This window comes from Olivibacter sp. CPCC 100613 (assembly GCF_036959255.1).
Lineage (GTDB): Bacteria > Bacteroidota > Bacteroidia > Sphingobacteriales > Sphingobacteriaceae > Olivibacter.
The window spans coordinates 23,094-49,602 of sequence record NZ_JAWMTI010000006.1 but is presented as its reverse complement, the minus strand read 5'-3'; the positions used below and the strand labels follow the sequence as shown (position 1 = coordinate 49,602).

The window sequence follows — 26,509 nt, the reverse complement described above, 5'->3', positions numbered from 1 at the left end:
CGAATGGCTTGCTGCGTACGACTTTGCTTTTATTTGTTCCTTTGATCTTTAAAAAAGAAAAGAAACAGCACGAAAACAAGAGCCGCAATAATAGCCGGAGAAATCCATAATTGCTTCCAAAAGTTTATCACCTGTTGCGCTTTTAAATACTCAGCTATAAAGCCGGCAACCCAAAAACCAATTAACATGCCCACACCATACATGGCAATGGTAACCAATCCCTGGGCGGACGATTTAAATCGCTCACCGGCAATGGTATCTGTATAAATTTGGCCCACAACGAACAGAAAATCATAACAAACGCCATGTAGTAAAATGGCTGTTAATAACATAAAGGATAAGTCGTCTGCATTTCCGTAAGCAAAAAGCAAATAGCGTATAATCCATGCCGAGATGCCTATAAGAATGGTCTTTTTATAACCCAATCTAGAGAAAAAGAAAGGGATAAATAACAGACAAATGGCTTCGGAAAATTGTCCTAATGCCATTTTCGCCGTAGGATTAGGCAAACCGATGGCGGTTAAAAAGGGATTGGCATTTTGATAATAAAAGGCTAGGGGAATACAGATTAATATGGCCGATACAAAAAAAATAAGAAAATCCTTCTGCTTTAACAGTTGGAGGGCATCTAGGCCTATTAATGAGCTCCAACCTTTGTTTTTTTCAGTTTTGATAGGTGGCGTAGAAGGAAGTGTAAAGCTGAATATACCCAGCAGTAAGGACGAGCAGCAACCGAGTAGGAATGTGTTTTTCAGGGCACCGGAAGCGATGGCTTCGCTTTTATCCCAGTGAAAGATATAACTGATTGCTACACCGGCAATGATCCAGCCAATAGTACCCCATACGCGAATAGCTGGAAACTGTTCACGGGGCATAGGCAAATGCCGAAATGAAATCGCATTACTAATGGCTAAAGAAGACATGTAAACAATAAAATACGCTAAAATATAGGGATAAAATTCATGAGCATTATTCGCCTGATACATTAAAAACAGTAAAAAGGCACCAGAAAGATGCAATATACCTAGCAATCGTTCTGCACGGAAATATTTGTCGGCAATTAGGCCGACAAAAAAGGGGGCAACCACGGCACCTAAAGAGTGCGTAGAGAATATATTAGCGGTTTCCAATCCGGTAGCTTTTAAATTGCTGGTGAGATAAGTGCCTAAGGTGACAAACCAAGCGCCTTTTATGAAATATTCTAAAAACATCATAAAGGAGAGTTGGAAGCGAAGTGAAAAATTCATGCAGGTCTAATTCGTTTTTTTCTCTAAATTAGTGAAAGTTTTTAGAATTTGTTGAAGAACGAAGATCCATCTTCACGTGTCTGACTTATAAAATGTGAATGATCTCCAACCAAAAAAGGAATTTGACGACTATAGAAGCGTTCGTGTTAGCGGGGGGACAGAGTTCCCGAATGGGGCAAGACAAAGGTTTGATGCCTTTAAGAGGGAAACCAATGGTGTCTTATGTCATACAGACGTTACAAAGAGCTGGATTACCGGTACGGATCATTGCTCATCACCCTGCCTATAAAAAATTCAATCTTCCATTATATAAAGATAGTGTTGTTGAGAAAGGGCCAATGGGGGGACTTTTGACTGCCTTGGAAAATACAACTGCGGATCTAGTACTGTTGGTAGGATGCGATATGCCGCTTATATCTATTGAGATGATACACTATTTAATTTCATCAGTCGACAGCGAGCATCTCGTTCTTTCAGTTGTAGAAGACAAACCAAATCCGCTATTTTCATTGTACCCACGTACGTTAATAGCCGAAGTTCGAAAGCAGATCATGGCCGATCAGTTAAGGATGATAAGATTTGCGGAGACATCTGAAAAGACAGTGTTGAGAGTATTTTCAAAAGATGTGGCGCACTGCTTTCAGAATATTAATGATCAAGCAGCCCTTATCGCACTAGAAACTTCTACCCGTTCCTAGTCTTTGTTTTTTTTGTGTAAAAAAATAAGTGTTTTTGACGGTTTGACTTTTTTGGAAAAAAAATAAAAATGTTTAAGTATAGCTTCGGTCAATTTATAAACGGCATAGTCGAATAGGATGTATTGGGGGTTTCTCGATAGATTTTAAAAGTAAATCAGTGGTGCTGAATAATTTTTTTTGGCTAAATTGACAAAATAAATCTTAGCGGGATCGCGCGTTGAACTTTCAATTAAACGAAACTTTATCTAAGTTTGTGCGCTAAAAAATAACAATTACGTATGGATTTTGCAATAATTGCTGCCGGTGAAGGATCTCGTTTAGCGAAAAGCGGCTATCCTTATCCAAAGCCGTTAGCTCGGTTGAATGGTGTATCGCTAGTGGAAAGATTGATCGCGATTTTTGCAAGCCAGGGAGCCGATACAATTCATATAATTGTTAATGAAGAATCATCGGCATTGGCCGATTTATTGCAGTCTTACACAGGCGATGTTCATATACGCCTAGTACAAAAGACGACGCCAAGCTCACTAAATAGCTTTTATGAGTTAATTAAATCACTTCCTGATGTGAATGAATTGTGCGCAACAACCGTAGATACGATTTTTAAAGAAAATGAATTCGAACACTATCTGGAAGCATTTAGGAGCAATACTAAATTAGATGCCTTGATGGCGGTTACCCCTTTTGTTGAGGATGAAAGTCCGCTGTATGTGAAGACAAATCAGCATGCGGATATTGTTGCATTTAATGATGATACAAAGGACGACGTGGATATCTTGGTTTCCGGTGGAATTTATTGTTTAAGACGAAAGGCATTGGATTGTGTAACGAAAGCAATTAATAGCAATGTCGAACGTATGCGTAATTTTCAGCGGCTGCTATTAACGGAGCACTTAAATGTAAAGGCCTTTACCTTTGATAAAATAATAGATATCGATCATTTGGCCGATTTGCAGCAGGCAGAAGCATGGCTTGATGATTAAAGATATCGCAATAAAAAAGAAGTGAAAAATATTAAAATAATAGGTGTTCGACGAGGAAGAACATTTTCTCCAAATCATATCGGGAACGATGAAGCCATCTTTTTGTTAAGTGTGGAGGCGCTGAAAAGGGAAGGTTGCGATGTGCTTATTTATAGTGAGGAGGAGTTTCTACAGGACAATACAATCCCTGCAGATGCTTATATCGTTTCAATGGCGCGTGAGAAGGCGGTGGTGAAGAAATTACAACAATTAGAGGAGAAAGGAGCCCGTGTTATCAATTCGGCTTTTGGCGTGGAGAATTGTTTTCGTACAAACATGACCAACTTACTGATAGACAATAAGATACCTTACCCGAAGAGTATCATTGTATCTACCGACTGTCGCGATGAGCGCCTATTCAACGAATTTCCCCAACCTGGTGTTTGGATTAAACGTGGAGATTTTCATGCTATTCATAAAGAAGATGTCACCTTTGTATCGTCAAGAGAGGAAGGGTTGGAAATACTGAGGGAATATGCGTTGAGAGGGATTCCTGATGCCGTTATTTCAAAACATCTGGCAGGTGATTTGGTCAAGTTCTATGGTGTTCGAGGAACCGATTTCTTCTACTGGTTTTACCCTTATGAACATAATCATCATAAATATGCCCATTACGAACAGATAAATAGTAAATTGGTATATAATCCGTTTGATGAAGATAAATTGAAACAAATAGCGTTGGATGCAGCGGAGGTGCTTAAGGTACATATTTTTGGAGGAGACGCAATAATTGACCCTGATGGCCATATTATTGTTATCGACTTGAATGATTGGCCAAGCTTCGCTCCTTGTAGGGAACCGGCCGCATCCGCTATAGCCCAACTATTAGTAAATATCTTTCAGAAACAGCTAGATGGAGTCATTGCAAGTGAAAAATAAAAAGCAAGAGAATAAAGACATTTTTGAGAGTTCATTGAAATCAAATGATACTGAAGAAAAAATAGACATTTATTTCTATCGACCTATAGGCCTTCAAATTGCTTTTTTCTGTCAAAAGGTGGGCTTAACACCAAACGCAGTAACGATTATCAGCATCTTCTTTGGCGTTGGAGCAGGTGTTCTTTTTTATTATCCCTCACTATCTGTTAATGTTGTTGGGATGTTGCTGCTGATGTTTGCTAATTCGCTTGATAGTGCGGATGGACAATTGGCGCGCCTTACCAATAACAAAAGTAGATTTGGTAGAATCCTCGATGGTTTTGCCGGTGATTTCTGGTTTGCCTCCATTCATATTGCAATTTGCCTACGTGCGATGAATGAGGGCTGGTCTGCCGCTATTTGGATCTTTGGTATTCTCGCCGGTTTATCGCATCTGGTTCAATCGGCCATGGCTGATTATTATAGGAATGTCCATCTTTTCTTTATTAAAGGAACCAATGGAAGTGAATTGGATAATAGTAAAGATTTACAGGAAGAGTACGATCAGATGAGCTGGTCGAAGCAAGCCTGGACAAAATTTGTTTCTCGAGGCTATTTGAATTATACCAAGATGCAAGAGCGCTTTTCGCCTAAGTTGCAACGGTTATTAGGTGTTATACGTCGTGAATTTAAAGAAGGTTTGCCCGTTAATTTAATTCATGACTTTAGGCAAATGAACAAGCCCTTGATGAAGTATACCAATATTGTCCAATTTAACACGCGGGTTATTTTTCTATTCTTATGGCTATTCATAGACTATGCCTGGATTTACTTCTTCTTTGATCTTTTTGTTCTGAATCCCATTTTGATCTATATGTGTAATAGACAAGAAAAGGTGAGTGCACATTTTTATGAGCGCATTAACGAATACAAAGAGTAAATGGCAAGCAAAATTTATAAAATACTTTTTTTTGCTATCGGAATAGCAACCTTATGCTATATGGTATATGCCCTCGGCGTGGACGTCATATGGGATAACATAAAAAAGACAGGATGGTGGTTTTTACCCGTCATCGGCAGTTGGCTTGTTATATACATACTGAATGCAGTCGCTTTTAAAGCAATTATTCAAGAACCCAAAATTCCTGCAAGTAATCTTTCTTTTTTAGCGGTACTCAAACTGACAATTAGTGGTTACGCCATTAATTATATTACACCTTTTGTTGCGCTTGGTGGTGAACCGTATCGCATTATGGAACTGAAACCACGGTTGGGAATCCAAAAGGCCAGCTCGTCTGTTTTGCTCTATAGCTTAATGCACATGTTCTCGCATGTGTTATTCTGGCTGGGATCCATTATATTGATTTTAATATACGTTCCTATCAACGCTATTATGGTGATCGGATGTGCTGTGATGTTCATTACGGGTATTGTTCTATATTATTGGTTTGGACGTGTTTATAAGAAAGGATTTACCTTAAGTACATTTAAGGTGTTGGCAAAGATTCCTGGTCTAAAGAAAAAAGTGGGTGCCTTTGTAACAGAAAAATACGATAGCCTTAAAGAAATCGACAATCAAATTACGGAGTTGTACGCAGAGCGAAGAGAACGTTTTTTTAAGTCTTTGGCTTTCGAATTCATTGCCAGGGTTGTGGGATGCCTGGAAATTTTTTGTACAGCGAAGGCGATCGGTTTGAACATGAGTATTGTGCAATCCCTCATTATTAGCTCCGGTTCATCGTTATTTGCTAATCTTATCTTTTTCTTTCCCATGCAGTTGGGGACACGCGAAGGGGGCTTGGCATTGGCATTAAAAAGCGTAGGTATGCCGGCATCGGCAGGTATTTTTATTGGCATTATTATGCGCATACGTGAAGTTGTTTGGATTATGATAGGCCTTGCGCTGATGCGCATGTCAAAGACAAAGGCAGAACCGAATGAAACGTTAGAAGAAGTAAACAACATGAATATACGGTAACTATGATTAAAGGTTTATTATTTGATTATGGCGGAACGATTGATACGAATGGGAGACATTGGGCAAACGTTATCTGGGAAGCGTATCAAGCAACAGGGATAGAGACTAGCTTCGAGCAATTCATGGAAGCTTATGCCTTCGGAGAAAAATCTTTGGCTATTAATCCTATCATTAAACCTCATCACATTTTCAGTGATGTATTACGTTTGAAAATAGAGTTACAATTTTCACATCTGAAATTGAAAGATGATTGGTATCCGAAAATAGAAGAAGTTGTTAGTCGCTGTATGGAGCTCGTTGTTGCAACTGTTTCGGAGGCAAAAAAAACACTTGATGAATTGGCAGGACAATATCCAATGGTACTCGTATCCAATTTTTATGGTAATATTCAATCGGTGTTATCGGATTTCGGGTTGGCCCACTATTTTGAATATATTGTGGAATCAGCAGTAGTAGGTGTACGCAAACCGAATCCGGCTATTTATCAACTTGGAGTGGATCATATCGGCTTTAAAGCTGCAGAGTGTGCTGTGATCGGCGATTCTTTCAAGAAAGATATTATTCCTGCAAAGGAAGTTGGTTGTAAAACCATTTGGCTTAATGTAGATGGTATTCAAGAAGACCTTTCAGTTGTTGGGAATGAATCTGCTGATGCTCAAATTGGTGATTTCATAGAGCTTCAAGAGGCACTCCGAAAAATAAATACATCCGTAGTATAAACCATCTTATTTTCCTTGCCGGTCTAACGAACGTTAGACCGGCGTCCTTCGTATAATACCTCTTTTCTGAATGTCTTTCCTATGATAAATCGGTAGTTTCCACGTTTTATCGTGAAAATAGGTGAAGCAATTAAATCTTTTATTTACTAGATTTGTTACGATAGCGATTAGCTTACCGTATAAATTGGTAAACTGGCTGTCCGTTTATATCATGGTTGTGATAAATCACAATCTAAAGTACATACCGATTATGATGAAACACCTGCTCGAGCAGAAAGTCAGAAACTTATTGCCAGGTTATTTTGCGATGGTAATGGCAACGGGTATTATTTCAATTGCTGCACTTCTAGTTGGTTTTAGCACGTTAGCCTGGTTTCTTTTCTACGCCAACCTGTTTTTTTTTCTGGCTTTGTCCGTTTTGTTCATTTACAGAATTATTTATTATCGTGCAGAAGTTTGGCAAGATTTTAAAAGCTATCAAAGAGGACCTGGTTTTTTTACAATCATAGCAGCTTTGTGTATACTGGGGAATCAGGTTATTTTATTTTATCAAGCTTTTGCATTGGCCCGTCTGATACTTTTGTTGGCGCTACTCGTTTGGCTGCTAATAGGTTACGGATTTTTTTTTCATATAACGGTGACAGAAGATAAAAAACCTTTAAACGAAGGGATTAACGGTACTTGGCTGGTGTTTATCGTCGCAATACAAGCCCTGTCTGTTCTTATTTCCTTTATTGCCGAGGGGTTGGGGAGTTTAAGTTACATTGGTTTATTTGTAGCCTTGTGTTTCTTCTTGTTAGGCTGTATTTTTTATTTGTATATTATGTCGCTCATTATATACCGTCTCTCTTTTTTTTCCTTGCATGCTACTGAGTTTGGCGCTCCTTACTGGATCAATATGGGAGCAACTGCAATTTCGACTTTAGCGGGATCAATGCTTATTCTTCATGCGGACGATTTTGATTTCCTTTCTCAAATCCTTCCTTTTTTAAAGGGCTTTACGTTATTCTATTGGGCGGCAGGAACCTGGTGGATACCACTCTTATTGTTACTAGGGTTTTGGCGTCATGCGATCAAGCGAGTGCCTGTCCCAACTAGTGCGAAAGGTTACGACCCTACGTATTGGGCCATGGTTTTTCCCTTAGGCATGTATACCGTTTGTACGTTCCGACTCAGCGATGCACTTGCCATTTCTTTCCTTAAAATCATTCCTACTACCTTTATATATATCGCCTTGTTTGCATGGGCAGCTGTCGTTTTAGGATTTATCAGATATCTTTTATCGCTTGGCGGAAAAAAAGGAAAAGAACAGGAGGTTATATAATTCTTTAAATAAAGCAAACAATTATGGGGAAGAATTGTTAATGAAGCGTATTGCTTCAATGTGGTGAACCATCGGAAATATTTACTAAGTTATGTACAAGCTCTTCCAAACCTTAAATCGACGTGCTTTCTTAAAAGCTTTGACAATGACGGTTTTAGTAGTTGTTTTCGTTTGGATCGGTTCGCGCAAACTGCAGAATTTTGATCCGGCGTTAATTGCTTATTTAACGGGTACGATCTTTGCCGTTTTTGGAACTACTTACCGTTACGCGGTTTGGGTGCAACGGCCACCTACTAAACTTTATTGGCGAAGAAGCATCGGTTTCCTTTTTAGTGTGCATTTCTTTCCTTATTTATGGCGAACTATACAATTATTTTTTAGGAATATTCTTTTTCAACGGTTTATCGCTTATCGAAGTAAAACTAGATGGTTCGGACATTTCCTACTGGCTAGTGGTTGTTTGATGGCATTTGCCGTTACGATCCCCCTTACTTTTGGATGGATTCATTTTGAGTTAGGATCGGGAGATGATACCACCTATCATGCTATGCTCTTTGGTTTTGAAGCAGGAACCTTTCAGCTCGGATCTCCTTTAGCTTTTTTCGCTTTTCATTGCTTGGTCTGGTGCTCCGTTCTGGTTACGATAGGGGCTATAATTATGATGAGACGTCGATTTACAAACGGCGGATTAATTGCTATACAGACTTTTGATGACGATTTGCTGCCCTTGATATTATTGATAGCTATTTCTGTTACAGGATTGGGAATTTCCTATGATTACACATTTCTGGAGGGAAAAACCTATCAGTTTATGGCGGTTACACATGCGATCACGGTCATTTTATTTCTGTTATGGCTACCATTCGGTAAATTTTTTCATATCTACCAGCGTTTTGCTCAATTGGGGGCGAATCTGTATAAAATAGAGGGTTCACGCCGGGGTATGGCTGTATGTCCCCATACTAAAAAAGAATTTGCATCGAAAACACATATTGAAGATTTAAAAGAGGTAACAAAGGAACTTGGGTTTGATTTTAGTAAACCCGATGGTTCGAGCCATCTGGATTTGAGTCCGGAAGGAAAGCGTTCTGCTTTAGCAAGAGCTCATTTTGAAGCCAGAAGGGATGCTGGTCGCTTTTTTGGCTAATTTAAAATAATATTATGGCAACACTTCCTGTAACGGTTGATGAGCTAATCGCCCAATTTGGTCCACATAAGGCATATGCCCCTCAAGCCGGTTTTTATGGTTCCCACGAACCGGACGATTTAGTGAAGACACACTGCTGTTATTGTGGCATGCAATGTGGGATTCAGTTAAAAGTGAAAGAAAATAAGGTAGTTGGGTTTGAGCCGTGGATGGAGTTTCCTTTTAATGAAGGACGGCTATGTCCGAAAGGCGTTGAGCGTTATCTTCAGAATAATCATCCTGATAGGTTATTAGCGCCATTAAAGCGAGTAGAAGGAAGAGGTTTTGAAGAGGTGTCGTGGAACGAGGCGATGGATAAGACAATCAACGAGATAAAACGTATACAGGAAAGTTACGGTAAGGATGCTTTTGCTATGTTAAGCGGTGTTTCCCTAACGAATGAAAAAAGCTACATGATCGGAAAGTTTGCCCGAGTAGCGCTTAAAACAGCTAATCTGGATTATAATGGTCGACTTTGTATGGTGAGTGCAGGAGCAGGGAACAAAAAAGCGTTTGGCTTAGATAGGAGCTCGAACAGCTGGGCCGATTTGGCCCATGCGGAAGTGATCATTGTTGCTGGGGCTAATATCAGCGAAACTTTTCCTACGCTTACACATTATATTTGGCGAGCACGGGATAATGGCGCCAAATTGATTGTGGTTGATCCGCGGGTCATTCCGTTGGCCCGTACGGCAGATCTGCACTTGGATGTAAGACCTGGAGGGGATTCTGCTCTTTTTGGAGCGATGCTTAAGGTATTGGTTGATAATGATTGGTTGGACCACGAATTTATAGCCGATCATACCAGTGGTTTTCAGGAAACAATTGAGACTGTGAAGGATTATGATTTAGATTGGGCAGAAAAACATACCGGCGTAGCCAAAGCGAAGATTTTTGAAGCCGCGCGTCTTTGGGGGAAGGCGAAGACGAGTTTTTTACTACATGCACGTGGAATTGAACACCATACTAAAGGGGTAGATAATGTGTTGAGTTGTATTAACTTGGTATTGGCTACGGGACGTATAGGTAAGCCCTATTGTGGTTATGGAACCATTACGGGCCAAGGCAATGGGCAGGGGGGGCGAGAACACGGTCATAAATGCGATCAGCTGCCTGGTAACCGAGATATTACCAATCCTGAACATCGTAATTACATAGCGGATGTGTGGGGAATTAATGAGCACGATATGCCTGGTAAGGGCTTAACAGCTTATGAACAAATTGAGGCTATCCATCGGGGAGAAATTAAGGGATTGATTTCTATTTGTTTTAATCCATTGGTGTCTTTACCGAATAATAATTATGTGCGAGAAGCTTTAGAAAAGCTCGAGTTTTACATGTGTATTGATAGCTTTCTAAGTGAAACGGCCCGATACGCGGATATAATTATGGCAGGATCCTTACATGAGGAAGAAGAAGGAACCGTTACTACCGCGGAGGGAAGAGTGGTGAAGATCAACGCCGCCGTTACTCCGCCTGGGAATGCAAGAAAGGATGGTGAAATTCTAATGGAATTGGCTGCGAGGTTGAACGTAAAGGATAAATTCAGCTATGATTCGAGCGAGGCAATTTTTAATGAATTACGACTCGCATCGAAAGGTGGAACTGCTGATTATTTTGGCATCACTTACGAAAAAGTTGTAAATAATATGGGGGTATTCTGGCCGTGTCCTTCACTCGATCACCCTGGTACACCAAGACTATGGGAGGATAGAAAATTTAAAACACAGGATGGGAAAGCTCACTTTAACCCAGTTAGTTTTAAACCACCGTCTGAAGTAACGGATAAGGAGTATCCTGTTGTGCTGACCACCGGACGGGTCGTATCACAGTACCTAAGTGGTACATCAACGCGACGAATAGGGAAGCTGGTTGACCAATACCCGGAACCACTCTTGGAAATACATCCGGAACTGGCATTCCGCTATGGCATTCAGAATGGAGATATGATCCGTGTAAAAACAAGAAGGGGCGAAGCCGAGTTTCCTGCTCAAGTAGTAGAAACGATTCGGGAAGATACCGTGTTTATTCCCTACCATTGGGGAGGGAAGCACGCAGCAAATCAACTAACCATTGGCAATCTCGATCCCGTTTCAAAGATACCGGAATTCAAGGTATGTGCCTGTCAGCTTATTCCAACAGGTAAGGTTGCCTCTGAGAAAGTAAAAGAAATGGCTTATCAAAGCCATTTATAACATAAGAAGTAATTAAGAAGATTCATAAACAAATCGAATTTAACATGCCGGAAACGAATTACAATATGGATATGGCGTTCTTTGTAGATATGCAGCGCTGTATTGGTTGCCATGCTTGTGAAATGGCTTGTGCGGAATGCGAAACCAATGGGCAGGAAAGTATGATACACGTCAATTATGTAGATCGGGCCGTAAGTGTACAGACAACGGTACAAGTTTGTATGCATTGTGAAAATCCGGCTTGTGCGAATGTTTGCCCTGCTGATGCGATTCATCAAGATGATTTTGGGGTTGTTCACTCCGCAAATACACCGCGTTGCATCGGTTGTTCGAATTGCGTGTTGGCTTGTCCTTTCGGGGTTCCCAAGAAGATCGAAGAAGCAGAATTGATGATGAAGTGCAACATGTGTTATGATCGAACAAGTGCAGGTAAGAAACCAATGTGTGCTACCGTATGTCCTAGTCAGGCACTTTTTTATGGTACACGGGAAGAGATTGAGCGAATGAGACCGAACAGTGTACCTGTAAATTCATTTAAGTTTGGAAATCAGGAAGTAACAACGAAGGTTTATGTGATGATGCCGAAGGGAACCAGTCAATTGATAGTCGAATAGCTATGACGCAAAAAAATACACTTCAAGAGCCAGAAAATTTACCCAATTGGAAAAGTGATTTTCCTATTCAACAAAAAAAAGCAACCCATGTCAGTCGAAGGGAATTTGCAAAGTTTTTAGCACTGTTTTCCGGTACACTTGCATTGGCGAATGGCATTATCGTTATTCGGTCTTTGCTTTTTCCTGCTAAGCCCTTAGAAGGGGAGCATTTTGTTTGTCAAGAGCAGGATGTTCCGTTAGGTGAAATGTTTCAGTTTGAAATTGAGGGAAATCGTATTGTTCCTTACATATTAATTCATTTAGCCGCCAATGAATGGCGCGCTTTTGAACAAAAATGTACTCATCTTACTTGCGCTGTACGCTATCGTGATGATTTGAAAAAAATCGAATGCCCTTGTCATCATGGTTTTTTCAGTGCAGATACCGGCGAAGTGCTGCAGGGGCCGCCTCCACGTCCGCTACCTCAATTAGAGGTTGTTGTACGGGAAGGAAAAGTGTATGTGAAACAACGTCTTACTTAATTTTTAAACTATGAGTGATTTTAGAACTTCTCAGAATGAGGCGCATCCTAATAAAACCAACACCTTGATGTTAGGGATCATTTTATTGTTGATCTTTTTTGTAAGCTTACAAATATGGTTTCTATTTGGCGCATTGAATAATGCCCTTCAAGATAACATTTATTTTGCTATTACTACTTTTGTGGGCTCGCTTTTGTTAGCGGTGGCCTCTTTCCTGATATTACGTTATCTACCGGATCCATTAAAGCAAACAAGCAAGAAGAAAAATAAATAGGCGAAACGAAGAATTTAAACAATGTCACTTTGTTCCAGATCAAGCAAGCGTTTCCATTCCGGATGCCTTCTTATAAAAGCAACTACTGCCGGACATAAAGCAATTAACTTATAGCCGTTTTGCTCGATGTACAGGAGCGTTTTCTCGATAAGGGCAGAAGACACTCCCTTTCCTTCCAGTTGCCCGGGGACCTCCGTATGTATTAGGTATATTTTCTTATTGCGTTCCTTGAAATCAATAAAAGCTTTCTGATTTTCCACAAGGAGTTCAAATCGACTATTCGTCGTATTTTTGATTAGTTCAAGGGTGCTGAATTCGTCTTTCATTCATTTTGTGTGTTACGTACTAGACTAACTTTTTGGCAAAATAACTTTCTTATTCCTTCAGCCCTGTTTTGCCTACATACGGGCTTGCTTTACTGAACATTATACCTTTAAACCAGCTAAACAAAGCTACGATTTTACAGCCTGTTTTTATAATTATTCTCAGTCTTTGAAAGCAAATATTACAATTTACTGGTTTATCAAGCTAGGAGCATATTGGAGTGGATTATCCCAAAATGTCAACTGGATTTCTCTGCTGAATTTGTTGTATTCTGTTCGTAATACGAGGCATTTTACCTAAGTTTGGTTTTATATTTTCTAAAATCAATTTATATGTACAGAAAATTACTTATTGCATTCGTATCTCTTTTCCTATTTACCAATTTATCTGCTCAGGTGGACAATGACTTTTCGGTTATCGCCTATTATACGGGAAATGATAAACAGATAGACCAGTTTGAGGTAACTAAATTAAGTCATATTATTTTCAGCTTTTGTCATCTTGAGGATGGTGAATTGCATGTGGATAATGCAAAGGATTCGACAACCATCAAGTATCTTGTTTCGTTAAAGAAACGTCATCCTAAACTGAAGATCATGTTATCTTTAGGCGGATGGGGCGGTTGTGCTCCATGCTCAGAAGCTTTTTCTACGGCTGCCGGCCGGACAAAATTCGCACGTTCGGTGAAAAAAGTGAACGATTATTTTCAGACGGACGGCATTGATCTTGATTGGGAATACCCTACCATAGAAGGACATCCAGGCCATTTGTACCAAGCGCAGGATAAACAAAACTTTACAGCCTTGATTCAAGAATTGAGACAAACGTTGGGGACGCATGAATTAAGTTTTGCTGCAGGTGGTTTTCAGAAATACTTGGACGAATCTGTGGAATGGGAAAAAATTATGCCACTGGTTGATCGTGTTAATATCATGAGTTATGATTTAGTGAATGGCTATGCAACGGTTACCGGGCATCATACACCGGTGTTCAGCACGGATAGTAAGGAAGAATCTACGGATAGAGCGGTACAATTTCTATTGAGGAAGGGTATTCCTGCTCATAAACTGGTTATTGGAGCAGCATTCTACACGCGTGTTTGGGAAAATGTCAATGATGTGAATAACGGCCTGTATCAAGCTGGGAAACATAGAAGTGGTTATGATTTCAAATCCTACGAGACCAATTTAACCACACAAAATGGATGGGTCTATTTTTGGGATAAGAAAGCACAGGCGTCTTATTGGTATAATAAAAAGCAAAGACTTTTCGCCACAGGTGACGACCTGAGCTCTGTGAGAGCGAAAACCAACTATGCTTTGAACCATAAATTGGGCGGAATTATGTTTTGGGAACTTACTTTAGATACCTTTAAAGATGGCATGTTGGATGCAATCAATGGGCTTGTAAAACAATGAAGGAGTTGCAATTTAGAAATGTGAATGTGGTTCGTTATGTAACGCCATTAAGAGAGGGAGGCTCAATGCCTGCCATTGTGGAGGCAGATGACGATTTTTTATATGTGTTGAAATTTAGGGGAGCAGGGCAAGGCACAAGAGCCCTGATTGCTGAACTTATAGGAAGTGAAATAGCCCGCGCGCTTGGTTTGAAAGTGCCTGAGCTGGTTTTTGCTCATTTGGAAGCTGATTTTGGTCGTCTCGAACCAGATGAAGAAATTCAAGATTTGTTAAAGTTTAGTGTAGGCCTAAACCTCGGCGTGCATTATCTGTCAGGCGCGATTACGTTTGATCCTGTAGTTAATACGATAGAGGCATTATTGGCTTCAAAAATTGTCTGGTTGGACGCCTTGTTGATGAATGTCGACCGTACCGTTAAAAATACGAACATGCTCATGTGGCATAAAGAGCTGTGGCTGATCGACCAGGGGGCTTCTTTATATTTTCATCATAGTTGGCTCAACTGGAAGGAACAAGCGTTGAAACCCTTTGTTCAGATTAAAGACCATGTTTTATTAAAGCAGGCATCTCTATTAAATGAGGTTGACCATTTCGCAAAAGAGTTATTAAATGAAGTGTTCATACAAGAGGTTGTAGCATTGATCCCGGACGATTGGTTGGAGAACGAGCCGAACTTTCAATCGACTATGGAACATCGCCAAGCTTATGCTTACTTTTTAAATTCGCGATTGAGAAATTCTGAAATTTTTATTAATGGAGTTAATGAAGCAAGAACGGCACGTGTTTGAGTATGCTGTGATACGTTTGGTGCCGCGTGTAGAACGTGAGGAGTTTCTGAATATCGGGTTAGTACTTTATTGTGCAAAACATAAGTTTCTACAAATGCAATATCACATTGATATAGAAAAATGGTATGTAGTTGACGAAAAGGTCGAAGCAGATGAGGTTGTAGCTCATTTAGAGTCATTTAAAAAAATCTGTATCGGCGGTAAGGCCGGGGGGGCGATCGGTCAACTTGGTCAGGCTGACCGATTTCGATGGCTAACGGCAACACGAAGCACCATCTTACAAACTTCAAAAGTTCACTTAGGTTTATGTGAAAACCCTGAGGCTAAACTGAACCGGTTATTTGAGCAATTAGTGCTTTAATTACAACTACTTTTTATAAGGGTAAGTAAATAATGTATCTTTGTAGTCGATGATCAGACTTATCACAAACACCCCTATTACACCACCTTGATTCAGCATCGGGGAGCTCTAAAGGCGTTGTGTTTTTAAAAGAAAGCATAAGACCTATTCAAGTGATCTGTAATTTTTCCTTTTAATTTCCTCATGTTCTTACGTTTGTTCGATTTTAACCAAAAGGTTAACTATAAAAATGAAATACTGGCAGGTTTAACCGTTGCGATGACGATGATTCCCGAGTCGCTTTCTTTCGCCATACTAGCTGGTTTTTCACCATTAACGGGGTTGTACGCGGCTTTTATTATGGGGTTCGTGACTGCCATTTTTGGAGGAAGACCTGGAATGGTGTCAGGAGGAGCCGGTGCTACCGTCGTTGTATTAATTGCCTTAATGCAATCTCATGGAATGGAGTATGTTTTTGCAGCGGTTGCTCTTGCGGGTACACTACAGGTGCTGGTGGGGCTTTTTAAGTTGGCAAAATTTATTCGTTTGGTACCGCAACCGGTTATGTATGGTTTTGTAAATGGTTTGGCGGTTATTATTTTTATGGCGCAGTTGGAGCAGTTTAAGGCAGGGGAAGGTGCAGAGAGTGTTTGGCTTAGCGGAACCCGGTTGTATATTATGTTAGGGCTGGTATTGCTTACTGTTGCCATCGTTTGGTTTTTTCCTAAATTTACGAAAGCTGTTCCGGCATCTCTGGTAGCTATTATAACAATATATCTGTTGGTACTCGGATTGCATATTGATACAAAGACGGTGAGGGATATTGCCTCTATTAGTGGTGGATTTCCTCCTCTCCATATTCCTGCTGTACCGATTAGTTGGGAAACAGTAAAAATTATTTTTCCTTACTCGCTCGTTATGGCGGGTGTGGGACTTGTTGAAACATTGCTTACGCTAAACGTGGTTGATGAAATCGTAGGAAATAGAGGGAGGGGTAATCAGGAAAGTGTCGCTCAGGGGACGGCCAATATGCTTAATGGTTTTTTTTCCGGAATGGGGGGCTGTGCGATGATCGCCCAGACATTTGTCAACCTTTCTGCTGGATCCCGAGCACGGCTCTCTGGTATTATAGCATCTCTCACTATTCTTTTAGTCGTTCTTTTTGGGGCACCTATTATTGAGCGCGTCCCCATGGCCGCCCTAGTTGGGGTGATGATGATGGTTGCCATTGGAACTTTCGAATGGATGAGCTTACGGATTGTCAATAAAATGCCGAAATCGGATATTCTGGTGGGTGTTTTAGTCGCTGTAATTACGGTACTATTGCATAATTTGGCCTTAGCGGTTCTACTTGGGGTTATCATTGCTGCGTTGGTATTTGCCTGGGAAAGTGCAAAGCGTATCCGCGCAAGAAAGTATGTCGATGAACGAGGCATTAAGCATTATGAGTTATATGGACCTTTGTTTTTTGGCTCTACGATGGCTTTTATGGAGAAATTTGATATAGCTAGCGATCCGAAAGAAGTGATCCTGGATTTCAAAGAAAGTCGTGTGGCCGATATGTCGGGTATTAATGCGCTAAACAAACTAACGGAAAGGTATAAGCTCGCAGGAAAGACGCTTCATCTAAGACACTTGAGTGAAGATTGTAGGACGCTTTTAAAAAATGCAGGAGATATGATTGAAGTGAATATTTTAGAAGATCCAACCTATCGAATTCCCTCAGATATGTTCTAGCGGCTAATTGAATATTTAGGGCAGGGTGATCAATGCCATTTGTTGGTAGAAATTTTATTGCTCGCCCAATAGATATGAGAAGAAACGACTATATTCGTTAGCGTATTGCTCGCCAATTATATTGCATATGAAAGACCTCATGAACAGCGTTAGAGTCTTATTTTTAACAATACTTGGGTGTGCTTGTTTCTTGGTAGTGCATGGGCAATCAGTATGGAAGCTTCAAGGGTATCAATTTCTTTTTGGACAATGTGCGTTACTATCAGTTTAATAGAGGTACAGGCACAAGTGAGGAATGGCCATTTGATCAACGCTTTCATTTACTTTTGAATATTGCGGTTGGCGGAAATTGGGGTGGGAAAAAAGGGATCGATGACACTGTTTTTCCTGCAACGATGAGGATAGATTTTGTTCGTTATTACACACGCCCCTGAGAGAAGCAAATTTTGTTTAGCTATGTAACAAACCCGGGAAATATGACGAGTTAGTGTTTATTGCTCATTGATTAAAACATTTAAACAGATAGTACACAAGAAAAATCACTGTGTACCATCTGTGTTGTGGTTAATGTAAAAGCATTATAAAGATGGCGTTCTACCGCCATCAACTGGTAGATTAATTCCGGTTATATAAGAGGCGGCCGGAGAGGCAAGGAATGCAATCGCATGAGCAACTTCCTTTGCGGCTCCAAATCGCTTCATGGGAATATGCTGTAGCATGTCGTCTTCCACTTGGGAGACTGTCTTTTGCTGGGCTTCTGCATTGTCTTTTATCAAACCGGATAATCTATTGGTTTTTGTGGCCCCTGGTAGCACATTATTTACCGTAATATTAACAGCGTCTAATTCGTTTGATAAACTTTTCGCCCAGGCTGCAACAGCTGCTCGAATGGTATTAGAAACACCTAAATTGGCCAATGGCGTTTTAACTGAGGTAGAAATAATGTTGATTATACGCCCATATAGCGCACGCTTCATTCCTGGAATCACTGCCTGTGCTAAAAGTTGACTACATAGAAGATGTCTGTTGAAAGCATCGCGGAAGTTCATGGACGAAGCTTTTAGGAGCGGTCCGGGTGATGGTCCTCCGCTATTATTAATAAGAATTTGTATGTCTAATTCTTCCGTTAGACGATCGATAGCGATTTCCACTTCCTCCAACTTATTAAAGTCGGCTACCATATATCGATGTTGTTGTCCGGCTGTTGTTTGAAGACCTGCCAATGCTGTTTTCAACTTTACCTCATTTCTTGCAAAAAGAATGCAGTTAGCCCCTAGTTGAGCTAGAACTTGAGCTGCGGCTAAGCCTATACCATCACTACTGCCACAGATTAATGCATTTTTTCCTGTCAGTGAAATATCCATAAAGATCTTTTGTTAAATGGGGATGGAGAGCAGCGGCACATCCAGGCCTGCGGCCATCATTCTGGTTTTACTTCGATGTACAATAGATGACCAAAAACCATACCGATTGGGAACCATAATTAATACGTCCGGCTGGTAGCTTACAATTTCATTTCTTATTTCTTTAATGATCGTATTGGAAGCAATATTTTTATAAAGATATTGAATATCTGTCATTTCTTCCTTTAACGGATCATTGGTCGATAACGATCCTTCCTGTAATTCTACTATTTTCTCCTGTACATTAAAAACTTCTACTTCCGCATTCCAAGATCGAGCAATATCCTTGATGCGTTCCAGTATCGTTTTGTGTATACCGCGAACAACATCACAGGCATATAAAATTCGTTTTACCGGTTTAAAGCTTACTCCTTGCGGTACTGCTAGTACGGGAAATTTGAGCTTCTGTATAACATTGGTGGTTGTATTTCCGAGTAGGTCTTGTTCCAGCGATCGTTTCGCCATACCCATAATCACCATCTCCGCATCGTATTCCTCGATGAGGCGTTCCACTTCGTCTTCAACATTCAATAAACTAGATTCAATCGCTACCTCAATGTCATGTCGTTTAATTAGATCGTTGGCCCTATTTTCTAACCTAAGCTTATTTTTGTCGATCATGCTTTGAACATTCTCTACCGAGAGAATGGTATTCGACGCATGTAGTGGTAGTTTAAACGCGTTGAATAGTACAATCCTGGCATTTATTATACTGGCTCCCGTGGCGGCGTACTCAACAGCATTTTCTGCTATATCTGAAAAGTCAGTAGCAACAATAATGGTTCTCATATATTTAACTTGTTTGAACGCTAAATTTACGGTTTAAACTAATTGATTAGGGGAATCTTCAACGGTATTGGTTATAATATTACTTAGCGATAACAATGTTCTAACACGTAATAGGTTTTTTCTGATCAAAAGTCAATTTTTACCCTTAAAATAACCAGTTATTACCCTTTTTAATCCATTCTTTCTACTGAATTTTACCCTAACCAATTAGAAAAAATGAAACCACAACTTCTTAAGCTCATGAAGGAGCCGGCTCAATCATTCAGTGTAAGACGGGATATGGAACCACTTAACACCAGGTGGCATTATCATGCTGAGCTCGAATTAATATATTTCTGTAAAGGTGAAGGTACCAACTTCATTGGCGATAGTATCAAACGATTTAAGTCGGGCGATATGGTACTTGTTGGATCGAAGTTACCTCATTACGTAAAATTTGATGATACCTTCGGAAATAAAATAACAACAGGAAGCATTGATGTGCATGTAGCTCATTTTGAAAAAGAAATTTGGGGTGGAGGATTTTTAGATCTTCCGGAGAACAAGATGCTAAAGCTAGTCATGGAAAGGGCAAAGCGAGGCGTGAGTGTCCTGGGTAAGCATAAGGATTATGTCGCCAAACTGCTGGAGGAAATGCTCAGCGCTGAGGCTTCGGAAAGGATTATTATTTTGATGCAAATCTTAGTACAAATCGCCAAATATTGTAAGCTCGAGCCCCTTTCTTCCGTCGGCTTTAACAGTACTATGCAAGATGAGTTTTGCGACCACCGAATAAAAAAAATACACGATTACTCTTATGCCCATTTTAAGGAAAAAATCCGGTTAACGGAGATTGCGGAAGTGGCTAAGATAAGTCCCCATTCCTTTTGTCGATATTTCAAAACCCAAACAAAAAAAACATACTCTCAGTTTTTAACCGAAATAAGAATAGGCCATGCATGCAAATTATTGATTGAGGACCAGCTAGACATTAAGCAGGTATGCGATAATAGTGGGTTCAATAATTTTACGAGTTTTTTTAAATGTTTTCGGAAAGTAACCGGTAAAAGCCCGTTGACGTATAGAAAAGCATTCGTTTTCACAAGAAACAATGAATAAAGTCATGTAAAGGTGGTTTAGTATTAAGCCAATTTTGTTCACAAAAAGATGCTTATTTCTTCCTTTATTGCGAAGCCAATTTTATCCTAACCAATTCAAAACGGGGTATCATAGCACGTAATACTTTTTGATCAAAAAACCTAAAAAGATGAAAATTTTTTATTTAAAAACGACTTGTTTATTAATGCTCATTGGTGTATTAGCTAGCACCAATGTATCGGCATTGGATAATGTATCCCTCGAAAATATGGATAAACAAGAGGAGATTGTGCGTAAAGGGAGGGTGTCGGACAGCGGAGGGCCGCTGGGAGGTGTAAGCATTAAAATAGTGGGTACTAAAAAAGGTGTTGTTACGGATGCAAACGGCGTATTTTCTATTAAGGCCACTGCCAACCAGGTCTTGATGGTGTCTTACTTAGGTTATTTAACGCAGCAAATCCCGGTTAACAACAAAACGTCATTTGAAATTACACTATTAACGGATGCTGCGGCATTGGACGAGGTGGTGGTTGTTGGGTATGGAACGCAAAAGAAGGTTAATTTAACGGGCGCTGTTGCAACAATCTCGTCGGAGGAACTGACTACCCGGCAAGCACCCAATACGACCTCTTTGTTGCAAGGTAGAGCACCAGGTGTGCAGATTACGCAGAATTCTGGCCAGCCCGGCGCTGAAAACGCTAATATTCAGATTCGCGGAATGGGCACCTTTAGTGGTGCGGGAAATAATCCATTAATTCTTATTGATGGTGTAGAAGGCAATCTCAATAATCTAAACCCGAATGTAATCGAGAATATCTCCGTTCTAAAAGATGCTGCATCTGCATCGATCTATGGATCAAGAGCAGCCAACGGTGTCATATTGGTTACCACTAAAAGTGGAAAAGCCGGAAGGTTGAACATCGATTACAGCTACAACTATAGTCGACAGAAAGCAACTTCCATGTACGAACGTGTCACTAACTCGGTTCAATTTATGGAGTTGCTAAATAAAGCCATTAATCATACGGGAACAAGTACTAATCAACTCTATTCGGATGAACAAATAGAAGCTTATCGACAAGGAACAATCAGCAACTCCGAGCAATTCCCCAACTATGATTGGATGGATGCTGTTTTTAGAACGGCACCTATGCAACAACATTTCCTAAGTGTCAATGGAGGAAAAGATGGGACAACTTATAATTTTGGATTGGGTTATCTCAACCAAGACGGGATGCTGATAGCGACTGGTTATAAGCGATACGATGCACAACTTAATTTCAAAACGAATTTAGGCGGCCGGGTTACCTTTGGTTCAAATATCTCGCTTTCAAAAGGGGATCGACACGAAACAGCACTGAATGGCAACTTTGATGGTAATACCACAGAAGATCAGATATTGAGCGCATTGGCTGCAAATCCAACGTTTAAGCCTAAATTACCGGATGGTAGCGGACGCTATGCTTCCAAGGCCTATATTTTTGAATCAGGTAATAAAAATCCAGTTGCCATTGCAGAAAATGGGGGAAAAACCTCAGACAATTATTATGCTTTAGCTTCTTCCTATATTAATGTAGATATCCTTCCTGGGTTGAAAGGAGAATTGAAGGGGGCGGTTAGATATCAGGATGGGCAGTCAAAAGTACATGTCGTAGGAATTCCTGCCTATTTATATCAACCGGATGAAAGGGGCGAATACATATACAATACGCAATATAATGGTACAGTTGGTGAAAATAACTTAACGGTGCGCGGTGAGCGAGAGTTACAGCTGACTTATTATTTGAATTTTAATTACGCGAAGAGCTTCAGCGACATTCATAACATAAATGCCTTACTCGGTTATAACCAAGAAACGTTCAAATATGATCGTTTACAAGGGTTTAGAAGAAATGCACCTACTGATAACCTGACGGAGCTGGATGCCTATTCATCGGCTGGACAGATTGCAGAGGGACAGGCATATGAGTGGGCGATTAGGTCGATATATGGTAGATTAAATTATAATTACAAACAACGATACCTTTTTGAAGCTAATTTCAGGTATGATGGCACCTCGCGATTACCCTCAGGAAAAAGATGGGGATTCTTTCCATCCGCATCGATAGGGTGGAGGTTGTCGGAAGAAAGTTTTTTAACCAGTACCGACTGGATCAATAATTTAAAGATGCGTTTTTCATGGGGACAGCTCGGTAATCAGAATATTGGAAATTATCCCTACCAGGCAATCTTGAGTCCGATTGAGTATAATATCGGTGGGGCTTTGCAGCAGGGGATGAGTTTGGAGGACCTGAACAATTCGAATCTAAAATGGGAGACCACCACAGCTACGAATATTGGGCTTGATTTTGATTTGTTTAAATCAAGTGTATTCGGTTCTGTAGATTGGTATACGAAGTATACAACGGATATCTTGAGAACATTACAGGTCCCGGATTTTATAGGACTAAACGGGCCCACAGTAAATCGCGGAGAAATGCGAAATAGTGGTTTGGAGGTGTTGCTGGGATATCAGAATAAGCTAAATTCGTTTAATTACAAGATCCAAGCAAATTTCGAAACCTACAAAAATAAATTAGTAAAGTTTGGCGCACGCGAAATTGACAATGGAAGCGGATTGATCCGACAGGAAGGATTACCTTATAATTCTTATTTTATGTATGTGTTTGACGGTATCTATCAAACACAGGAAGAAATAGCGAATGGCCCAACACCAATCAGTGCGTTAACAAAACCAGGCGATATGCGCTACAAGGACATTAGTGGTCCTGATGGCGTACCCGACGGTAAAATTGATGCTAATGATCGCATGGTGGTTGATGGAGCCTTTCCCAGCTTCAATTATGGCCTAACTTTTAGTGCGGATTATAAAAACTTCGATTTTAGTTTTTTCCTACAAGGCGTGGAAGGAAGAAAGATCTATGTGAAAGAATGGGGAATAGCGCCATTCAGGCAATCCGGTCCTCCTCCGACATTTTGGTTGAACGCTTGGGACGGACCGGGAACATCCAATACAATTCCACATATTTTTAATGAAAATTACGCTCCTAATACCCAGGTGTCTACGTGGTGGCTGCAGGACGCCTCTTATTTAAGAGTAAAGAATATACAAATAGGATATACTTTTCCAGGTTCTCTTGTAAACAAAATTGGTTTTCAAAGACTGCGAATTTTCCTTTCGGGAGACAACCTATTTACGTTTACGAAATTTTTTGATGGAGGCGATCCCGAAAGATTAGCCGCCAATTCTCGGATGGCTATTTATCCCCAAGCTAAAATTTATACGATGGGAGTTAAGGCACTTTTATAAATTACTAAACATTGAAAAATGAAAACTTATAAAACAAAATATAGTTTATTGATATTCATGACTATGCTCATGTCTTGCTCAAGTGTATTGGACAAAGACCCGCTCACGAATCCAAGTTCTACTAATTATTGGAATACCACAATAGAAGCACAAAAAGCACTGATTGCCTGTTATGCAAAACTTAAAGAACCATTATTTTCCGGAGGTCCAAACCAAAGTGGAAATAGCTTGTATTGGGAAGCTTTATCTGATAATGCATTAAACACTTCCGGATGGGAAGGTTTTGACGTAATCATGCGGGGAGATTTTGATCCTAGTACAACCGCAGGTGTTGTGACCAAAACATGGCAATTTGCCTTTCAAGGAATTGCGAACTGTAATTATTTTTTGGCGAATGTAGATCGCCGCGTAAATGCGTTGTCAGAAGTAGAGAGTAAGCGTATGAAGGGAGAAGCGTCGTTTTTAAGAGCGTATTATTATAATGATCTAGTTCAACTGTTTGGAGATGTACCGTTGAACCTGGAACCGGAAACATTAGATGGTGATTTTCAACAAAGACCGCGAACAGCAAAATCAATTGTCGTAGAACAAATATTGCAAGATTTAGATGTTGCGATCGCTAATCTACCTCAGGTGGCCTATAGTGATGGGCGAGCTGTTAAAGGTTCGGCAATTGGCCTAAAGACACGTGTATTGCTCAATGGTAAAAGGTATCAGGAGGCCGCCGAGACTGCTTGGAGTTTGATAGGCGATCCAAACAATCCTTTTGGTTTATATTCCAATTATGCCGGTATTTTCTTTGGTGAACAAAATAATAATAAGGAAATCATGTTTTCTGTATTATTTACCGCACCTACTGATTATCATTCTATGGACCAGGTAATTGGTGGTAGAATGTCTGTGTTCCCTACAGCAGAATTGAGGGATTCGTATGAAATGGGCGATCCGCGGCGGAAGATGACGATTTTTGAGGAAGGGGATCCTTGGGCCTATAACCCGCAAGGTTTCATGCAAACGGGAAGTACGGCAGAAGGGCAAATTCCATTCAATACCATGGCCTTTAAAAAATATGTAGATACAACCGTTAACAATGCATCAGGAGCTACGTTGAGCGATCAGCATTTTGTTAAAATCCGATATGCGGATCTGTTGCTGATGTATGCAGAGGCAATGTTTGAAAGTGGACAGGGTGCCGATCCAAGAGCGTTAAAAGCATTAAATGATATAAGGACTAGACCAAGTGTTAATTTGGCGCCACTAACTGAATTGACGCGTGCGGCGATCCGAAATGAAAGAAGAGTTGAATTGGCTTTTGAAGGACTACGCTACAACGATCTTATCAGGTGGGAAATAGCCGATGAGGTGATTCCGCAAATTGTATACGATAAACAGGGTAACAAACGCCGATTTAAAGCATACCTGTTTCCTATCCCACTAGCAGAGATGGATAGAATGAATGGGGTTTGGCAGCAAAACGAAGGCTACTAACATTAATTTATAGATTCATGGTTGATTCAATTTGAAGGGTAAACCATGAATCTATAAAGTTATTTTTCTCTTAAAAAAGCAGCTGCACACCATAATAATGGAGCTTGTCCATGCATGTCGCCCGTAATTCGTTTCCTATCTAAATAATACTGATGATCATTTTTCTTATTCGTACCTTCACAAACGTTGCGGATATCATGCTGGTCGTTGAGATAAGTAATGAGTGTTAACCAGGCTTTACGTACGGCAGGTACATATATACGTTTATCCAACCACCCTTTTTTTATACCGGTGATCATAGCATAGGTAAACATACCCGTTGAAGAGGTTTCCGGCCAAGATGCTTCATCATCAATTAATTGTCGCCAAGCACCCGCTGTACTTTGATACTTCAATAGCGATGCCATCATAAGCTGATAACCTTTCATAATTCGTTTGAAGTTGGGGTTCTGTTTTGGTAAGGAACGTAACAATTCTGCCATGCCTGCCGCCATCCAGCCGTTTCCTCTGCCCCAAAAAAAAGGAACGTCAGGTGCGTGATAAAAAAGACCGTTCGGTTTTTGTAGCTTGTCTAAATAAAATACCATTTCTTCTGCAGCTTGATTAATGTACTTCTCTTCTTTGGTAACACGATAGGCCTGTGCTTGCAATACGGTAATCATATACATATCGTCAATCCATAGCCTGGTTTGCCAGGTCAATCCCATATGATAATATTGATGCGATTCCGAAGTAACTCTTGGTCCTTCCGGCGGCCCCCATTGTTTATTGGCTATTCGAATACCTAAATCATAATAACGTTGTTGCTTGGTAAGCCGATAAAGTTCCAATGGAACGGAACCGAACACCGCATAATCTACATGGTCAGGCACAGGAATCATCGTTGCCTCGGTAGAAAACAGTGGCTCAAACCTATCTGCTAATGCTTTGGATAATTTTTTATCTCCGCTTTCTTTGGCGAATGCTAAAGCACCGTACCAGGTACAGGTTTCTGGATAGGTAATTACTTTTGGGGGAGTAGATTTTCCGAAATTTGGATGTGGTGTTTCAATAAAATGCCAAGCAATCTTACGACCTATTTCGATCGGTGATTTCTCCGCAGGCCACTGGTTTAAATCTACATTTTTCTGGGCGTAAGCCAGACTTAAGCAAGTTGCTGCAATAAGCATCGCTGCTATTTTCTTCATATCGAGCTGTTT

The 26,509-nt window shown here is 40.3% G+C and carries 25 protein-coding genes; 20 read left to right on the top strand and 5 right to left on the bottom strand.

Features of this window, described 5'->3' with window-relative positions; genetic code table 11:
- Positions 1-29: 29 nt before the first annotated feature.
- Positions 30-1,247, bottom strand: coding sequence for an MFS transporter (locus RYH73_RS18430; protein WP_335314939.1), 1,218 nt, complete (start codon positions 1,245-1,247; stop codon positions 30-32).
- Between the two features lie 98 nt (positions 1,248-1,345).
- On the opposite strand from RYH73_RS18430, the gene mobA reads away from it, so the two are divergent.
- The 12 genes from mobA to RYH73_RS18370 all read left to right on the top strand — a co-directional run bounded on the left by mobA (position 1,346) and on the right by RYH73_RS18370 (position 12,636).
- Positions 1,346-1,945: a molybdenum cofactor guanylyltransferase gene (gene mobA / locus RYH73_RS18425; RefSeq protein ID WP_335314938.1), complete on the top strand. Its 600-nt coding sequence runs from the start codon at positions 1,346-1,348 to the stop codon at positions 1,943-1,945.
- A 278-nt stretch (positions 1,946-2,223) separates the two neighbouring features.
- Positions 2,224-2,928: a nucleotidyltransferase family protein gene (locus tag RYH73_RS18420; RefSeq protein WP_335314937.1), complete on the top strand. Its 705-nt coding sequence runs from the start codon at positions 2,224-2,226 to the stop codon at positions 2,926-2,928.
- Positions 2,929-2,949: 21 nt separating this feature from the next.
- A complete protein-coding gene (locus RYH73_RS18415; RefSeq protein WP_335314936.1) occupies positions 2,950-3,846 on the top strand; it encodes a hypothetical protein in 897 nt (298 codons plus the stop codon).
- A complete protein-coding gene (locus RYH73_RS18410) occupies positions 3,821-4,765 on the top strand; it encodes a CDP-alcohol phosphatidyltransferase family protein (protein WP_335314935.1) in 945 nt (314 codons plus the stop codon). The genes RYH73_RS18415 and RYH73_RS18410 overlap by 26 nt, the downstream gene beginning before the upstream one ends.
- Entirely contained in the window at positions 4,766-5,803 is a 1,038-nt protein-coding gene (locus RYH73_RS18405) for a lysylphosphatidylglycerol synthase transmembrane domain-containing protein (RefSeq protein ID WP_335314934.1), read from the top strand.
- A gap of 2 nt (positions 5,804-5,805) precedes the next feature.
- Positions 5,806-6,522, top strand: coding sequence for an HAD family hydrolase (locus RYH73_RS18400; RefSeq protein ID WP_335314933.1), 717 nt, complete (start codon positions 5,806-5,808; stop codon positions 6,520-6,522).
- Positions 6,523-6,772: 250 nt separating this feature from the next.
- The gene (locus RYH73_RS18395; RefSeq protein ID WP_335314932.1) at positions 6,773-7,846 is read left to right on the top strand and encodes a tellurite resistance/C4-dicarboxylate transporter family protein; all 1,074 of its coding nucleotides are present in this window, start codon (positions 6,773-6,775) and stop codon (positions 7,844-7,846) included.
- Positions 7,847-7,991: 145 nt separating this feature from the next.
- The gene (locus RYH73_RS18390) at positions 7,992-8,993 is read left to right on the top strand and encodes an MFS transporter (RefSeq protein WP_335314931.1); all 1,002 of its coding nucleotides are present in this window, start codon (positions 7,992-7,994) and stop codon (positions 8,991-8,993) included.
- 14 nt (positions 8,994-9,007) lie between these two features.
- Positions 9,008-11,227 (top strand): molybdopterin oxidoreductase family protein, encoded by a 2,220-nt coding sequence (locus tag RYH73_RS18385; RefSeq protein WP_335314930.1) that lies wholly within the window; start codon positions 9,008-9,010, stop codon positions 11,225-11,227.
- Between the two features lie 44 nt (positions 11,228-11,271).
- Positions 11,272-11,841, top strand: coding sequence for a 4Fe-4S dicluster domain-containing protein (locus RYH73_RS18380; RefSeq protein ID WP_335314929.1), 570 nt, complete (start codon positions 11,272-11,274; stop codon positions 11,839-11,841).
- Between the two features lie 2 nt (positions 11,842-11,843).
- Positions 11,844-12,362: a QcrA and Rieske domain-containing protein gene (locus RYH73_RS18375; protein WP_335314928.1), complete on the top strand. Its 519-nt coding sequence runs from the start codon at positions 11,844-11,846 to the stop codon at positions 12,360-12,362.
- A 10-nt stretch (positions 12,363-12,372) separates the two neighbouring features.
- On the top strand, positions 12,373-12,636 hold the full coding sequence (locus RYH73_RS18370; protein WP_335314927.1) for a hypothetical protein: 264 nt from the start codon (positions 12,373-12,375) through the stop codon (positions 12,634-12,636).
- 14 nt (positions 12,637-12,650) lie between these two features.
- Here RYH73_RS18370 and RYH73_RS18365 read toward each other — a convergent pair whose 3' ends face one another.
- The gene (locus tag RYH73_RS18365; protein WP_335314926.1) at positions 12,651-12,962 is read right to left on the bottom strand and encodes a GNAT family N-acetyltransferase; all 312 of its coding nucleotides are present in this window, start codon (positions 12,960-12,962) and stop codon (positions 12,651-12,653) included.
- 330 nt (positions 12,963-13,292) lie between these two features.
- Here RYH73_RS18365 and RYH73_RS18360 point away from each other — a divergent pair, with 330 nt between their 5' ends.
- The 5 genes from RYH73_RS18360 (at position 13,293) to RYH73_RS18340 (ending at position 17,677) form a co-directional block, all read left to right on the top strand.
- Positions 13,293-14,378, top strand: coding sequence for a glycoside hydrolase family 18 protein (locus RYH73_RS18360; RefSeq protein ID WP_335314925.1), 1,086 nt, complete (start codon positions 13,293-13,295; stop codon positions 14,376-14,378).
- Complete coding sequence (locus tag RYH73_RS18355; protein ID WP_335314924.1) at positions 14,375-15,166, top strand: HipA family kinase; 792 nt, start codon at positions 14,375-14,377, stop codon at positions 15,164-15,166. The genes RYH73_RS18360 and RYH73_RS18355 overlap by 4 nt, the downstream gene beginning before the upstream one ends.
- Complete coding sequence (locus tag RYH73_RS18350) at positions 15,141-15,527, top strand: DUF3037 domain-containing protein (protein WP_335314923.1); 387 nt, start codon at positions 15,141-15,143, stop codon at positions 15,525-15,527. The genes RYH73_RS18355 and RYH73_RS18350 overlap by 26 nt, the downstream gene beginning before the upstream one ends.
- A gap of 183 nt (positions 15,528-15,710) precedes the next feature.
- Positions 15,711-17,243, top strand: a complete 1,533-nt coding sequence (locus tag RYH73_RS18345) for a SulP family inorganic anion transporter (RefSeq protein WP_335314922.1) — start codon at positions 15,711-15,713, stop codon at positions 17,241-17,243.
- 200 nt (positions 17,244-17,443) lie between these two features.
- A complete protein-coding gene (locus RYH73_RS18340; RefSeq protein ID WP_335314921.1) occupies positions 17,444-17,677 on the top strand; it encodes a glycoside hydrolase family 16 protein in 234 nt (77 codons plus the stop codon).
- 144 nt (positions 17,678-17,821) lie between these two features.
- Here RYH73_RS18340 and RYH73_RS18335 read toward each other — a convergent pair whose 3' ends face one another.
- Together RYH73_RS18335 and RYH73_RS18330 are read right to left on the bottom strand one after the other, a co-directional pair.
- Complete coding sequence (locus RYH73_RS18335; RefSeq protein WP_335314920.1) at positions 17,822-18,607, bottom strand: SDR family oxidoreductase; 786 nt, start codon at positions 18,605-18,607, stop codon at positions 17,822-17,824.
- Between the two features lie 12 nt (positions 18,608-18,619).
- Entirely contained in the window at positions 18,620-19,435 is an 816-nt protein-coding gene (locus RYH73_RS18330; protein WP_335314919.1) for a universal stress protein, read from the bottom strand.
- 216 nt (positions 19,436-19,651) lie between these two features.
- Here RYH73_RS18330 and RYH73_RS18325 point away from each other — a divergent pair, with 216 nt between their 5' ends.
- The 3 genes from RYH73_RS18325 to RYH73_RS18315 all read left to right on the top strand — a co-directional run bounded on the left by RYH73_RS18325 (position 19,652) and on the right by RYH73_RS18315 (position 25,310).
- Positions 19,652-20,533 carry an AraC family transcriptional regulator gene (locus RYH73_RS18325; RefSeq protein ID WP_335314918.1) on the top strand — a complete coding sequence of 294 codons (882 nt, stop codon included), beginning with the start codon at positions 19,652-19,654 and terminating at the stop codon, positions 20,531-20,533.
- Between the two features lie 148 nt (positions 20,534-20,681).
- A complete protein-coding gene (locus tag RYH73_RS18320; protein WP_335314917.1) occupies positions 20,682-23,822 on the top strand; it encodes a SusC/RagA family TonB-linked outer membrane protein in 3,141 nt (1,046 codons plus the stop codon).
- Positions 23,823-23,840: 18 nt separating this feature from the next.
- Positions 23,841-25,310, top strand: coding sequence for a RagB/SusD family nutrient uptake outer membrane protein (locus RYH73_RS18315; protein ID WP_335314916.1), 1,470 nt, complete (start codon positions 23,841-23,843; stop codon positions 25,308-25,310).
- Between the two features lie 59 nt (positions 25,311-25,369).
- On the opposite strand, the gene RYH73_RS18310 is transcribed toward RYH73_RS18315, so the two are convergent.
- A complete protein-coding gene (locus tag RYH73_RS18310) occupies positions 25,370-26,497 on the bottom strand; it encodes a glycoside hydrolase family 88/105 protein (protein WP_335314915.1) in 1,128 nt (375 codons plus the stop codon).
- Between the last annotated feature and the right edge of the window lie 12 nt (positions 26,498-26,509).